At 67.7% G+C, this 14,043-nt stretch carries 14 protein-coding genes and 1 pseudogene; 1 reads left to right on the plus strand and 14 read right to left on the minus strand.

Annotated elements, in window-relative coordinates:
- Window positions 1-60: 60 nt before the first annotated feature.
- The 6 genes from AB0L82_RS28800 to AB0L82_RS28825 all read right to left on the minus strand — a co-directional run bounded on the left by AB0L82_RS28800 (window position 61) and on the right by AB0L82_RS28825 (window position 5,885).
- Window positions 61-315: a hypothetical protein gene (locus AB0L82_RS28800; RefSeq protein ID WP_364642934.1), complete on the minus strand. Its 255-nt coding sequence runs from the start codon at window positions 313-315 to the stop codon at window positions 61-63.
- A 186-nt stretch (window positions 316-501) separates the two neighbouring features.
- Window positions 502-2,064 (minus strand): bifunctional uroporphyrinogen-III C-methyltransferase/uroporphyrinogen-III synthase, encoded by a 1,563-nt coding sequence (locus tag AB0L82_RS28805; RefSeq protein ID WP_364642936.1) that lies wholly within the window; start codon window positions 2,062-2,064, stop codon window positions 502-504.
- Window positions 2,061-3,134 carry a hydroxymethylbilane synthase gene (hemC, locus tag AB0L82_RS28810; RefSeq protein ID WP_364642938.1) on the minus strand — a complete coding sequence of 358 codons (1,074 nt, stop codon included), beginning with the start codon at window positions 3,132-3,134 and terminating at the stop codon, window positions 2,061-2,063. The genes AB0L82_RS28805 and hemC overlap by 4 nt, the downstream gene beginning before the upstream one ends.
- The gene (locus AB0L82_RS28815; RefSeq protein ID WP_364642940.1) at window positions 3,131-4,519 is read right to left on the minus strand and encodes a glutamyl-tRNA reductase; all 1,389 of its coding nucleotides are present in this window, start codon (window positions 4,517-4,519) and stop codon (window positions 3,131-3,133) included. Before AB0L82_RS28815 ends, hemC begins: the two co-directional genes overlap by 4 nt.
- Window positions 4,516-5,283 carry a redox-sensing transcriptional repressor Rex gene (locus AB0L82_RS28820; RefSeq protein WP_364642942.1) on the minus strand — a complete coding sequence of 256 codons (768 nt, stop codon included), beginning with the start codon at window positions 5,281-5,283 and terminating at the stop codon, window positions 4,516-4,518. Before AB0L82_RS28820 ends, AB0L82_RS28815 begins: the two co-directional genes overlap by 4 nt.
- Window positions 5,284-5,624: 341 nt before the next feature.
- Complete coding sequence (locus AB0L82_RS28825) at window positions 5,625-5,885, minus strand: glutaredoxin family protein (protein ID WP_364642944.1); 261 nt, start codon at window positions 5,883-5,885, stop codon at window positions 5,625-5,627.
- 221 nt (window positions 5,886-6,106) lie between these two features.
- Here AB0L82_RS28825 and AB0L82_RS28830 point away from each other — a divergent pair, with 221 nt between their 5' ends.
- A complete protein-coding gene (locus AB0L82_RS28830) occupies window positions 6,107-7,021 on the plus strand; it encodes an HAD-IB family hydrolase (RefSeq protein WP_364643009.1) in 915 nt (304 codons plus the stop codon).
- An 82-nt stretch (window positions 7,022-7,103) separates the two neighbouring features.
- Here AB0L82_RS28830 and AB0L82_RS28835 read toward each other — a convergent pair whose 3' ends face one another.
- From AB0L82_RS28835 to AB0L82_RS28870, 8 genes and pseudogenes are all read right to left on the minus strand, one after another.
- Window positions 7,104-8,117: a lysophospholipid acyltransferase family protein gene (locus AB0L82_RS28835; protein WP_364642946.1), complete on the minus strand. Its 1,014-nt coding sequence runs from the start codon at window positions 8,115-8,117 to the stop codon at window positions 7,104-7,106.
- Complete coding sequence (locus AB0L82_RS28840) at window positions 8,114-9,145, minus strand: NAD-dependent epimerase/dehydratase family protein (RefSeq protein WP_364643011.1); 1,032 nt, start codon at window positions 9,143-9,145, stop codon at window positions 8,114-8,116. Before AB0L82_RS28840 ends, AB0L82_RS28835 begins: the two co-directional genes overlap by 4 nt.
- A 216-nt stretch (window positions 9,146-9,361) precedes the next feature.
- Window positions 9,362-9,463, minus strand: a complete 102-nt coding sequence (locus tag AB0L82_RS28845) for an AURKAIP1/COX24 domain-containing protein (protein WP_003402602.1) — start codon at window positions 9,461-9,463, stop codon at window positions 9,362-9,364.
- A 225-nt stretch (window positions 9,464-9,688) separates the two neighbouring features.
- Entirely contained in the window at window positions 9,689-9,877 is a 189-nt protein-coding gene (locus tag AB0L82_RS28850; protein ID WP_039802155.1) for a helix-turn-helix domain-containing protein, read from the minus strand.
- A gap of 238 nt (window positions 9,878-10,115) precedes the next feature.
- Window positions 10,116-10,937: a pyrroline-5-carboxylate reductase gene (gene proC / locus AB0L82_RS28855; RefSeq protein ID WP_364642948.1), complete on the minus strand. Its 822-nt coding sequence runs from the start codon at window positions 10,935-10,937 to the stop codon at window positions 10,116-10,118.
- 73 nt (window positions 10,938-11,010) lie between these two features.
- A complete protein-coding gene (locus AB0L82_RS28860) occupies window positions 11,011-11,907 on the minus strand; it encodes a thioesterase family protein (RefSeq protein WP_364642950.1) in 897 nt (298 codons plus the stop codon).
- 107 nt (window positions 11,908-12,014) lie between these two features.
- On the minus strand, window positions 12,015-12,902 hold the full coding sequence (locus AB0L82_RS28865) for a sugar phosphate isomerase/epimerase (protein WP_364643013.1): 888 nt from the start codon (window positions 12,900-12,902) through the stop codon (window positions 12,015-12,017).
- A 71-nt stretch (window positions 12,903-12,973) separates the two neighbouring features.
- Window positions 12,974-14,043 (minus strand): annotated as a pseudogene (locus AB0L82_RS28870) (hypothetical protein); the annotation flags it as partial.

Consider the following 14,043-nt stretch of genomic DNA (forward strand, 5'->3'; position numbering starts at 1 on the left):
TGAAAACGAACGGGCCCTCTCGTCGGACGACGAGAGGGCCTGCCTAACCGACCGGCGCCGTCACAGACCACACAGGACCGGGAAGCCCATCGAGTCACCCGGCAGCCTGGAAGAACCATTGGTCAGGCACTTGAGCAGCAGTGCGGAACCGGAGGCGGAGCCGCTGCCGAAGAACGGGTCGAGCGGCCCGGCCACATCCTGCGCCGGTTCCAGGGGCAGGCCCGACGGCGCGGCGAGCGCGGCACCCGTTCCGGCCGCGAGCAGACCGCTCGAAAGGGCAACGGCGGCAACCGTGTTCACAATCATTCGCTTCACGAAACGCATCCTTTTTGTCTGTTTCGAACCCGCTGCCGAACGTTAGCGGGAGGACGCGAAGGTGAAATGCCGATACTTCCTTGGGCAGTAAATTCCACGGCCCGCGAGCGGGCCGCACGGAAACGCATGAGCCCCGCATCGGTCGATGCGGGGCTCATGCGATCGCTTCGGCGACTGCCGAATTCGCTAGCGGCTGCGGCGGCTCTTCTTGCGCGGCGGCGGCAGCAGACCCTCGGCGCGCAGGTGCGCGGCATGCTCGGCGAGCGCCTCGACCAGCGGGCCGACCTGGGCGATCTCCGGCTGCACGTCCACGCGCAGGCCGAATTCGATCGCCGTCTCGGCGGTCTTGGGGCCGATGCAGGCCACGATGGTGCGCGCGTGCGGCTTACCGGCGATACCGACCAGATTGCGGACGGTGGAGGACGAGGTGAACAGCACCGCGTCGAACCCGCCGGTCTTGATCATCTCGCGGGTTTCCGCGGGCGGCGGCGAAGCGCGCACGGTGCGGTACGCGGTGACGTCGTCGATCTCCCAGCCGCGGTCGCGCAAACCCTCGGCGAGCGTCTCGGTGGCGATATCCGCGCGCGGCAGCAGCACCCGGTTCACCGGGTCGAAAACATCGTCGTAGGGCGGGAAATCGGCCAGCAGGCCCTCGGAGGACTGCTCCCCGCTCGGGATCAGCTCCGGGTTGATGCCGAACGAGCGCACCTTCTCCGCGGTGGCCTCACCGACGCAGGCGATCTTCACGCCGGAGAAAGCCCGTGCGTCCAAACCGAATTCGCCGAACTTCTCCCACACCGCGCGCACCGCGTTGGTGGAGGTGAAGACCACCCACTGGTAGCGGCCGTCGACCAGGCCCTTGACCGCGCGCTCCATCTGCGCCGGGCTGCGCGGCGGCTCCACCGCGATGGTCGGAACCTCCATCGGGATGGCGCCGTGCATGACGAGCTTCTCGCTCATCTCGCCCGCCTGCTCCTTGGTGCGCGGGACGAGCACGGTCCAGCCGTACAGCGCCCGCGACTCCCACCAGGAGGTCTTGGCGCGCTTCTCGACCTCTTTGCCGACCGTGACGACCAGCGGGCCGACCATCTCCGAGGCCGCGTTGTTCAGCGTGGCCAGGGTGGCGTCGATGGTGCGCTGCTGCCGGGTGGTGCCGCGCACGGTCACCGCCACCGGGGTCTGCGGGGCCATACCGTGTTCGACCAGCGCGCTGGCGGTCTCGGCCAGATGCCCGGAGGTGGCGTGCAGCACCAGCGGGCCGGGCGCGGCCGCGACGGCCGCCCAGTCCACCTCACCGCGCACATCGACCTCGGTGTGGCTGGAGCCCAGTTCGATGCCCGCGTACGCGGGCACCGTGGTTCCGGCCGACAGGCCCGGCAGCACCTCGAACATCAGGTGCGAGCGGGTGACGGCATTGACCTCCTGGATCACCGAATCGGTGGTCAGCGGATCGCCGGACACCAGGCGCACCACGTCGAAGCCATTGCGGGCCTCGGCGATCAGCGTCTTGGCGACCTCGGCGGCATCACCCAGCGCCGGGCGCACATCGACGGGCAGCTGCCCATCGGGGCCCGGTTCGCCCGCGATGCCGATCAGGGCGAGCACGCCCTTGTCGACATCGGGATCGGTGAATGCAAGCTCGGCCCGGGCGAGCACCTCGCGGGCACGCACGGTGAGCAGCGCAGGATCACCGGGCCCGGATCCAACGAAAAGGATCCGACCCGGGTGCTTCTTCGTCGCTCGGCTCATCGAATATTCTCCATTGGGCTGGGATTGCTGCTGCTGTCGTCGGATTGCTCGGCCACCGGTGTGCTGTCCCCGGGGTCACTGAGCAGGTCGCGCGCCCCCAGCTCCAAGAGCTCACGCGCCAGTGCACGGCCCAGTTCCGCGGCGTCCGCGAGCGAGCCGACCACAGAGGCCCGGATGGTGTCCGAGCCATCGATCGCCGCCACACATCCGCGCAGCGACAGTTCATCCACCACCCGGCCGTCATCGTCGAGGGATTCGACGACCTCGGCCAGCGCGCCGATCGGGGCGGTGCAACCCGCCTCCAGTTCGGCCAGCAGCGCCCGCTCCGCGGTGATGGCGGCACGGGTGCCGGCATCGTCGAGGGCGGACAGGATGGTCACGAGTTCGGTGTCCTCGCTGCGGCATTCGACAGCGAGCGCGCCCTGCGCGGGAGCGGGCAGCATCTGCACCGGCTCCAGCGATTCGGTCACGACATCGAGCCGGTTGATGCGGGCCAGCCCGGCCCGGGCCACCACGACGGCATCGAGTTCACCATTGGCGACTTTGGAGATTCTGGTGTCGAGATTGCCGCGCAGCGGCACGATCTCGACCCCGAGGCCCAGCGCCAGCAGCTGCGAGGCGCGGCGCGGGGCGGAGGTGCCGATCTTCGAACCGGCGGGCAGCTCGCCCAGCACCAGGCCGTCGCGCGCCACCAGGGCGTCGCGCGGATCCTGGCGCGGCGGAATGGCCGCGATCTCGAAGCGCGGATCCTGCGCGGTCGGCAGATCCTTGTACGAGTGCACCGCGATATCGACTGTGCCCAAGGCCAATTCGTCACGCAGCGCGGCGGTGAAGACACCGACGCCGATGGTCTGCACCGGCGCGGAGGACTGATCACCGGCGGTCTTGACGATCACCAGTTCGGCCTGCTGCCCGGCCGCGAGGAGCGCGTCGCGCACATGCCCGGCCTGGGTCAGGGCCAGCAGCGAGCCTCGGGTACCGATGCGCCACGGCGCGTCCACGGTTCCACGCAATGTGTCCGGCACGGCTTCCCGCCCTGTCTGTGTGTCCTGCACCATCGCTCCGGTCATGCGGTCAGCCCCTGTTCGTCCCCCGAGTGGGCGGCGGTGAAATCATCGGCCAGCGCCCCGGCGGGGGTGGCGATCTCCATCGGAGCCGCAACCGCCTGCGCCGCACCGGGTTTGAGTTCGAACAGCTCCCGCAGCGCCTCGGCGTAACTGTCGCCGCCGGGTGTGGAAGCCAGCTGCTTGACCCGCACCGTCGGCGCGTGCAGCAGTTTGTCGACAACGCGGCGCACGGTGCGCGCCACTTCCTCGCGATGTGCGGCGTCGAGCCCGGGTAGTCGCGAATCCAGGCGCAATAGCTCGCCCTCGACCACATCGGCGGCCATCTGCCGCAGCGCGGCCACGGTCGGGGTGACCTCGGCCATGCGCTGTCCGGCAAGGTATTTGGTGAGTTCGGCGGCCACGATGGCGCGTGCGGCGGCGGTGTCGTCGGCGGCGGCGCCCGCGGACGGATCGCGCTGCAGCGTCTCGATATCGATGACGGTGACGCCGGGCAATCCGGCCACGGCATGGTCCACATCGCGCGGCAGGCCCAGATCGCAGATGACCAGCTGCTCGCTCGCGCCCGGGGACGAAAGCGCCAGGTGCACATCGGCGATGGTCATCACGGTGCCCACCGCGCCGGTACAGGTGACCACCACTTCGGCGGCCGCCATCGCGTCCACGAGCCGGTCCATATCCATTGCCTCGGCGGCGACGCCGTGCATGGTGGTGGCCGTATTGGCAAGGCGCTCAGCACGTTCCAGCGTCCGGTTCACCACGATGATGCGCGCGACCCCGGCGCGGGCCAGCTGCGCCACCGCGAGTCCGCCCATGGCGCCCGCACCGAGCACCAGCGCCGTGCGCCCCTCCAGCGGGCCCAGCACCAGCCGCGCCCGGTCCAGCGCCACCGAGACCACCGACGCGCCCGCGCGGTCGATCCCGGTCTCCGAATGCACCCGCTTGCCGACCCGCAGCGAATGCTGCGCCAGCTCGTGCAGGGTGCGCCCGGCGGCCTGCTGGGAATCCGAGGCCGCGTAGGCGGCGCGAATCTGGCTGAGCACCTGCTGCTCGCCGACCACCATCGAATCCAGTCCGGAGGCCACCGCGAACAGGTGTTCGGCGGCGGCCTCGGCGTAGCGGACGTAGGCGTGCTTGGTGAGTTCGGGCAGTGGCAGCCCGGAATGCTTGGTCAGCAATTCGCTGATCTCGCCGAGCGCGGGGTGGAAGGCGTCGACCACGGCGTAGATCTCGACGCGATTGCAGGTGGAGACGATCATGGCTTCGGAGACGTGGCTGGAGGCCAGCATCAACTCGGTCAGCTTGGGTCGATCGTGCTCGGTGATCGCGATCTTCTCGAGCACCGCCACCGGCGCGCTGCGATGTGAGATCCCGACGAGAAGCACACTCATGGCTGGACCACCGCTCCCTTGCTGGTTGCCTCCGGCGTGTAGATCACGCCCACCGAATCGCCCACCGCGGCTACCGGCTCCCGTTCGGCCTCCGCGTTGCGGGCCAGCTCGAAGGAGAGCAGCTGCATCTCCACCGCGAGATCAACCCGCCGCACCTCTACGTGCGGCGGCGCGTCCAATGCGACGGGCGAAAAGCTCAGAATGCACAACACCCCGGCGGCGACCAACAGGTCGCATACGCCCTGCGCGGCGGCGTCCGGGGTGGTGATGACCGCTATGGTCGGCTCCAGTTCGGCCACCGCACCGGTCAATTCGGCCACATCGCGCACCGGTAATCCGCACACCTGGGTGCCGATCACCGCGGGATCGTTGTCGAACAGCCCGACCATGGCGAAACCGCGCCGCCGGAAACCGCCGTAGCCGACCAGCGCGCGGCCCAGATGACCCGCGCCGACCAGTACCACCCGATGACCCTCGGAGAGCCCGAGCACGTCTTCGATGCGGTCGCGCAGCTTGATCACGTCGTACCCGACACCGCGTACGCCATTGGGTCCGAGGAAGGAAAGATCCTTGCGCAATTTGGCGGAACCGACACCCGCCGCGACAGCCAGTTCCTCACTCGATACGATGGCAACAGCATCGTCGGCGAGTACGGCGAGCACCCGCAGATAGGTGGCGAGACGCGCCACTGTGGCCTGCGGGATGTCCTTCTGCAGAGCCCTGCCGGAGACACCACTCGGTGGCGTCTCATGCTGCTCTGTCACGTCGCTTGCGCTCCTCGTCCGGCCGGGGGTGAGTGTCCGGGTTCTTTTGTCGACCCGACGCCGGTGACCGTCAACGGGGCGGTCATAACAGACGAGGTCGAGTCAGGGGTTCGGGGTCGCTTCCGCTGAAGGCGGGGTTGCGTGCCACCACCGTAACCGCTTGTGAAGCCCTGCACAAAGTCGGTGAATTCAGTCACTTTGCGGGGGGCCTCCTGCCCCGGGATCATTCAACCCCGCGAAACGGGAACCCGCCATGCAACGCGCCGGGAATCGAACACTCGAACGCCCGGTTACGGGGTGGCCTCGGGACCGGTGGGGACCGAACCGGACGACCCGCTGTTTCAGCGCGCCAGATCGGCGCGTAAGCGCGACTCGTCCACATCGAAATAGCTGTGCTCACGGCCGTTGAGCAGCACCACCGGCAGCCGATCGCCGTATTCCGCGCGCAGGCCCGGATCGGTGGCCGCGGCCTCGTCCACATCCACCAGCGCGATCTCGACACCGAAATCGGCGCAGATGGGCCGCAATTGCTCCAGCGCGACCGTGCACAGACCGCAGCCATTGCGGGTCAACAGGGTCACCGAATGCGTGGAAACGCTCATGCTGAACATTCAACACCCGTCATGTTGTTCGCCGTCTACGTTGTGGTCACCGGTGGGCGTTACTGTGGACTTGTTCGCGCTAACAGGCGGAGGTACTGGTGCCGGAACGATCGAAAGAGGCCGGAACGGGTTCGAAGGACTCGCGGTCGGGATTGATCGCGGGCCGATTCGGGGAATTCCCGGCCCGCTGGGGACAGGGTCTACAGGACCAGTTCACCAGAATCACCCGCAGCCCATTCGGTCCCAGCGAGGAAGAGGTCCGCGCCAATCTGGCCGGTGAGGCCAGCGCCGATGCCGCGCTCGCGCTGCACGACGCCGAATTGGCCCTCTACGACGAGCCGCGTCCCGCGATCCCGCGCGACCTGACCGCGGCCGCGTTCTTCGATGTGGACAACACCATGGTGCAGGGCGCGTCCATCGTGCACTTCGCCCGCGGGTTGGCCGCCCGCAAATACTTCAAGACCTCCGACCTGGTCGATATCGCCTGGAAACAGGTGAAATTCCGGGTCACCGGCAAAGAGAACAGCGCCGATATGAGCAGCGGTAAGGAGCGCGCGCTGGAGTTCATCGCCGGCCGCCCCACCGCCGAACTCGCCGCCCTCGGCGAGGAGATCTACGACGAGATCATCGCCGACAAGATCTGGCCCGGCACCCGCGCGCTCGCCCAGATGCACCTGGACGCCGGACAGCAGGTGTGGCTGGTGACGGCGACACCGGTGGAGTTGGCGCAGGTCATCGCGAAGCGACTAGGACTCACCGGTGCGCTCGGCACCGTGGCCGAGAGCCACGACGGGGTGTTCACCGGCCGTCTGGTCGGGGACATCCTGCACGGGCTGGGCAAGGCGCATGCGGTGCGCACGCTCGCCATCCGGGAGGGATTGAACCTCAAACGCTGTACGGCCTACTCGGACAGCCACAATGACGTTCCCATGCTCTCGCTGGTCGGCACCGCGGTGGCGATCAATCCGGACGCGGACCTCCGCGAGGTCGCGAAGAACCGCGGCTGGGAGATTCGCGATTTCCGCACCGGGCGCAAGGCCGCCAAGGTCGGCGTGCCCACCGCGCTCGCGCTCGGCGCGGCCGGTGGCGCGGCCGCCGCGGTGATCTCCCGCAAACGCGAGGCGAAGGCCAGCTGAGCGAAAACAGCGGCGCGGCAACGACAATCGGCCCGGTCCAGTCGGACCGGGCCGATTCGTTTGTCGCCGCCCTGCGAAATCGCTATCCGGTGAACGGATTACGGCGCTTGGTCAGATTCTTGTACAGCGTGCCCTGAATGGTTTCGCGCACCTGATCGGTGATCTCGAACATGGTCATCGGATCATCGGCGTCCGAGGGCTCGTATTCGCTCGTCGGAATCGGCTCACCGAATTCGATGTACCACTTCGACGGGAACGGAATCGCGCCCAGCGGGCCCAGATGCGGGAAGGTCGGCGTCACCGGGAAATACGGGATGCCGAGCAGGCGCGCGAGCGGCTTCAGATCGGCGATCTTCGGGTAGATCTCCTCCGAACCGACGATCGAGCACGGAATGATCGGCACACCGGTGCGCACCGCCGCCGCGACGAAACCGCCACGGCCGAAACGCTGCAACTTGTACCGGTCGCCGAACGGCTTGCCGATGCCCTTGTAACCCTCCGGGAAAACTCCCGCGACTTCGCCCGCGCGCAAAAGCCTTTCGGCGTCCGCGGGGCAGGCCAGGGTGTGCCCGGCCTTGCGCGCCATACCGCCGACGATCGGCAATTCGAAAATCAGATCCGCGGCCAGCAGGCGCAGCGCGCGCTGTTTGGGATGCTTATCGTGCACCGCCAGTTGCAGCATCATGCCGTCGATCGGGAAGGTGCCGGCGTGATTGGCGACGATCAGCGCGCCGCCTTGCTCCGGAATATTCTCGATCCCGCTGACTTCCACCCGGAACCACAGTTCCGCGAGCGGACGCAGCAGCGGCAGGATCACCGTCTCCAAAAGGTGCTCGTCCAAACCGAATTCGTCGACCTGATAGTCACCGGTCAAACGGCGGCGCGCGAAATCGGCGGTGCGGCCGACCCCCTCGGCCACCGCCCCCCGAATCGTCTCGCTCAATGATTTGGGCTGGCGCGCTTCGGTTTCGGCGAGCCGATCGGTCAGCGAGGTGACCGGTTTGAGAGCCGGTTCCCCCGGCCAGACGCGCGACGGACGATGCCGCGCCTCGATATCCACGTCGTGAAGTCGAATCACCTTCGCTACATCACTCATTGGTGTGCTCCCGTCCCGGCCCCGAGCAGGCCGAGAAGTTTGTTCTCTGCGGCGTCGATCCAGCGAGGATCGATCACGGGCCGCAACGCTGCGCCCCCTATGAAGTCGTCGAAAGCCTGCACCGTTGTCCAGCGCGGTTCGAAACCGAGTTCGCTGCGCATCCTGGTGGTGTCCAGGCCACAGCCGAAATGGAAATAGTCGATTTGCTCTGCGGTGAACTCCCGCATGACCGGACCCATCAGGGTGCGGCCGATGGTGCGAAACATACTGTAGGGCACCGGCATTTCGATGCGGCCCGCCCGGCGAATCGCCTGCGACAGAGCCATCGCACCATCACCCGCGACATTGAAGGTGCCGCCGGGAGCCTCGAGCGCGGCATGGGTGAGCGAGGCGATCGCGTCCTCCTCATGCAGCAGTTGCATGCGCGGATCCCGCCCCAGAATGGTGGGCGTCACCGGCGAACGGAAATACTGCACACCGCGATTCGCCAACTGCGGTCCCACGATCGGCGGGAAACGCAATATCGCGGTGCAGATATCGGGACGGCGCCGCGCCAAACCGCGCACGAATCCCTCCACCTCGACCATATCCCGCGCGAACCAGCCGCGCGGTGGTGTGCGCGCGCTCATTTCCTCGGTGAATTTCACCGGATCCTTTGCGCTGCACCCGTAAACGGCGGACGAGGACCGCACCACCACGCGGCGCACGCCGGCTGCCTTGCGGCACACCGCGAACAACTGCATGGCGCCCAGCACATTCATATCCTTCATCGCCGCCCGGCCCCCACCGGCCGGCGGGCGCGAGAGTGCCGCGGGATGCACCACCGTGTCCACCTGATTTCCGTCGATCACCTTGCGTATCAACGGATTTCGAATATCGGCGCGCACGAATTCGGCCCGGCCCATGCGGCGCAGCAACTCCCGGCTCGGCTGTTTGGCGTCGACCGCGATAATGCGTTCGATGGCAGGGTCGGCCGCCAACCTGGCCACCACATTGCCGCCGAAGAACCGGCTGGCGCCGGTCACCATTACGATCTTGGGCGCCGAACCGTCCCGGGTGCCCGCACCTGTCGCACCGGATCCCACTCGCAAGCCCCCATTTCTAGTTTTCCCGCGCTCCAAGGGTAACCGCGCGACCAGGGCTCTCCGAAGGGTATTAACCAGGATCTAACGATGAGTTCTGTCACCGTAAAAAAAGCGGAAGCCCGCCACCTGAGGTGACGGGCTCCAGCTACGACGTAGCGCTTACTTGCCGAGTTTCCTGCGCTGCACGCGCGTACGACGAAGCAGCTTGCGGTGCTTCTTCTTCGACATGCGCTTACGGCGCTTCTTGATCACAGAACCCATAGGGTTGTTCCTCGCGTTCTCTCGGGTCACCCCCACCTTCGCGGGGAGCACACTTTCAACCCTGTACAAGTCCTACCCGTAACGGGCCGACATGGACCCGACGGCACCACCGGCACGTACAGGATGCCGGTTCATGTTACCGGGCCACCGACGAGCGAACGAAACGGGTGGGTGCGGAGACCGCACCGCCCGCTCGTTCCGCTCTACGTCACCACTGGCGCGGGTTCACCCCGCGTCGAAGTAGGACGTCTCCAGGTAGTCGTGCACCGCTTTCGCGTGCACCCGGAAAGATCGGCCGACCCGCACCGCGGGCAGCTCTCCGGAGTGCACCAATCGGTACACGGTCATTTTCGATACCCGCATCAGACTCGCCACCTCGGCGACGGTGAGGAACTGCGTTCCTCCGCCGAGAATGTTTCCGCTGGCTGCGCTGACTGGGGTGTTCGCGGACCTCGCTTGGCTGTTTCCAGACATCATTGCGCCACTGACCTCCGGCACGTCCGCGCCGCCGGCTTCCCCACCGGCGGAACAGACACGCACGTGCTCCTTGAAGCTTAGCGGGACCAGTGGGATTGCTGCGACGGGTGTGAGAAATCAGCCTTTGCTGTGGCGAGTCGGGGCCCGGCAGCAAACGAGCTACTGGGAAGTAAGCCTAATCAGCACTCGCACCGAGTTCGGCGGAACGGCGTTTCGCGGCATTGAGCGCCTCGTGGAAGGCCGAACGCACCGAAGCCCGCTCCAACTCCCGCAAACCCGCGGCGGTGGTCCCGGCGGGCGAGGTGACGGCCGCGCGCAACTCCACCGCACTCTGCTCGGACTCCTCCAGCAGCGCGGCCGAGCCGAGCATGGTCTGCACCACCAGCTGGGTCGCCACATCGCGGGTCAGGCCCAGGCCCACCGAGGCGTCGATCATGGCCTCGACGATCAGGAAGAAGTACGCCGGACCCGAACCCGAGACCGCGGTCACCGCGTCCATCTGCGCCTCGGAGACCGTCACCACCTTGCCGACCGACTCCAGCACCTCGGTGACCAGCGCCAGCTGCTCCTTGCGGGCGTAGCGGCCCGGCGCGATGGCGCTCATGCCCTGGCCCACCAGCATCGGGGTATTGGCCATCACCCGCACCACCGGGAAGCCGGCGGGCAGTTTGGCCTCGTACTTGCCGGTCGGCACACCCGCGGCCAGCGAGACGATCACCGGCTCGGTCACCGACTCACCCAGTTCGGCCTTGGCCAGCTCGGTGACCACGCCGTCCACATCCTGCGGCTTCACGGCGATCACGATCAGATCGGCGCCGACGGCGGCCTCGGCCACCACATCGGTAACCCGGATTCCGAAACGCTGCGCCAGCAACTCCGCGCGCGCCGGAACCGACTCGACCACCACCAGATCCTTGCTCGCCCGCCCGGATTCGAGGAGCCCGGCCAGCAGCGCCTCCCCGATCCGGCCTCCGCCGATCACCGCAACTCTTGTCATGAAATCCAAGGTTAGTGCGTGCGCTATCGCATTCGGCACCTCGGGTTCGCGCAATTACAGCGGATGAATTCCGCTATCGCGATTGCGGAATCAAGGCCAGTTGGCGACTTTGGGCGATGATCGCGCCGGTGGAATCGATCACCAATTGGTCCTCGTCGAACATGCGGCCGCCCACCTCGCGGGCATGCGCGATGACGCGCAGCCAGCCCGGCGCCGGGCGGCGGCGCAGGTAGGTGGTGAGCTGAACCGTTGGGGCCCAGCCGAAATGGCCGAGGTTCATCGGAACCGGCGGGGACATGTCGGCGGCCATGAGCGCGAAGAACGCGGCGACGTCCGGATCCCGCTCATCGCCCTCGAAGGGCCGAATCCACAGGCGCAGACGGGGTTCGGCGGTTTCGCCGGAAAGGAAGCGCGCCCACTCGGTATCGATGGCGACCGAAGAGCCTTGCGCCACATGGACGATCTTGCCCATCGGGTTCTCGTCGTCGTAGCCCAGGGCCGAGTCGCCGGGCTCGGCGGGCATGTCCTGCGCGTGATCGGCGGAGTAGACCGGGGCCGCGTCATCGTCGAGGTGGCTGAATGTGAAGGCCGTGTGCACGAGGGTGCGGCCATTCTGGATCAGGCTCGCGTCGATGAGGCAGATCTGGCGGCCGATCTTGCGGGTGCGGACCTCGTATTCGACCGCGCCCGGATCGGGTGCGCCGAGGAAATCGGAACTGGCGGCGATGGGGAACATCTCGGCGCGCTCGGGGGCGGTGCGGCGCAGCCATTCGGTGGCGGCCGCGGCGCTGCCCGCGACCATGGTGCCGCCGTGCAGCTTCTTGCCGATGGTCCAGATCGATTCGATGACACCGGCGTAGCGGCCGACGCCCGGATCATCCGAGGGGAGTTCGGTCACCGCGCAGACGCGGCTGAACGGCGCGTCGGCGCGGGTCGCCGGTTCCAGATCGACGGTCAACTCCGTTGTCATCCGCTAGTCCTTCCACTGTCGGTTTGTACAGCGTACAAGCGACCGACCGGCTAACTCACCGTCCCGTGGCGGGAATCACTGGCGGGCCCGGAGCGCACCGGGCCGGATCAGCCGCGACTGACACCGGTGGGCTCGGGCCGCGGCGCGAGCGCGGCTTCCGGAGTCGGCGCGATGCCGTTCAGATGCCTACGCGCGAAGACCAGCGCGCGGTTCAACATGGCGGCGCGATCCATGGTGGTGCGGGCCATCTGGGTATTGACCTCGATCACCGCCTGCCCCTCGAAACCGTTGGCCAGCACCAGTTCACAGAGTTCGGCCACCGGCTGGGTGCCCTCGCCGGGGATCAGGTGCTCATCGGTGGCCGCGCCGCGGCCGTCGGCCAGGTGCAGATGGGTCAGGCCCCGGCCCATGCGATCGGCCAGCAGCAGCGGGTCCATTCCCGCCGTCGCGGTGTGCGAGCTGTCCAGCGTGTAATGCCGGAAACCGGTATCGGTCGGATCGTAGGACGGACTGAAGGTGGTGATGGACGGTCCGGGACCGCCGCGCCGCTCCAGCCGTTTGATCGAGGTGTCACCGCGCCCGAAGAGGGTGTCCACCCGCATCGGGAACATGTTCTCCACCGCCACCGCGACCGGACTGGAGTTCTCCAGCTCGGCCACCTGCGCGGCGAAACCCTCGGCGTAGCGGCGCTGCCAGCGGAACGGCGGATGCACCACCACGGTGGCCGCGCCCAGCGCCTCGGCGGTGTGCACGCTGCGGGTGAGCTTCGCGATCGGGTCCGACCCCCAGACCCGTTGCGAGATCAGCAGACACGGTGCGTGCACCGCCAGCACCGGAATGTCGTATTTGTGCGAGAACGATTGGACGGTGGAGATGCTCTGGCTGGCCGGTTCCGCCCACACCATCAATTCCACACCGTCGTAACCGAGTTCGGCCGCGTACCGGAAGGCCGCCTCGGTGTTCTCCGGATAGACCGAGGCGCTGGAAAGTCCGATCCGGACTTCCCTTCGCCCCGCTCGATTGTCGTTCGCCCCCTGCGCGTTATGCCCCACTGCCCGCTCCCTGCTCAGTTCGTACTGAGTAGAAAGGCTAGCGGTCCCAGCGTCACAAAGACGCCTACGACGACGGCAATCACAGTGCTGAAAATGTCATCGGTGCGCCGCAACACACGAACGAGCGCGACCAAACCGAGGATCACGATCATCGCCAGCGCCAGGGCAACCCACGGGAGCATTTCCCACATGCGCTCGAAACCCTTGAACAGCAACATGCCCGCGACCGCCGCACCCAGACTCTGCCCGCCGAGCACCAGCCATTGACGGCGGTTCTCGTCCTCGGTGGCGAGCCGCGCTCCGGCCGCCCGCGGCGACGCGGATTTCCTTCCGGCGGTGAGCGATCCGGCGCGCGCGGTGAACTTCGAGGTGAGCGCCGAGAAGCGCTCGGCCACCGAGGTACGCGGCTCGTCGTCGTAATCGTCATCGTCGTCGTAGTCGTCGTCATCGTCGAGCGGGGAGTAGACGTCGGTCAGATGCTCATCCGGATCCGGATGGTCGTCATGGTGACCGCGACGGCGCGAACCGGCGGCGCGCCGTTTGCCGCCGCGCCGCGAATCCTGTTCCGCGCGTTGATCTTCCCGCTCGAGTGCGTTGTGCAGCAGATCCCCGGCAACCGTGCCGCCGGACACCAGCTGCTGATCCTGATCCGGGGAGGTCCAGGCCGTGGTCGGAATGGCGGCCTGATCGCGCGGATCGGGCTGCGGGGCGGGCGCGCCGTCCCCACGTCTTCGCGCCGACCACGCGGGCAGCGAGCCGCGACCGGATTCGGCCGCGGCGCGACCGGCGTCGCGGCCGCCGCGACCATTGCGGCCCGCGTCCTGTCCGGCTCGGCCGTTGCGGCGATCGTCCCGGGGCGGGGCGGGCGGTTCGTCGTCATGCCACTGCTCCGGCTCCTGCCAGGGCTGCGGCTGTGGCGGCTGTGGCTGACGTGGTGCGTCCTGCTGCCAGTCGGCCTCGGGGCGGCGCGCGCCGTTCTGCCACGGCTCCGGCTGCCGCCGCGGATCCTGCTGCCACGGCTGCGGTTCCGGCTGCTGCCACTGCTGCGGTTCGGGCCGGGCGGGCGGGGCGCTCTGGCGTTCGG

The sequence above is a fragment of the Nocardia sp. NPDC052001 genome, assembly GCF_040680615.1.
Classification (GTDB): Bacteria; Actinomycetota; Actinomycetes; order Mycobacteriales; family Mycobacteriaceae; genus Nocardia.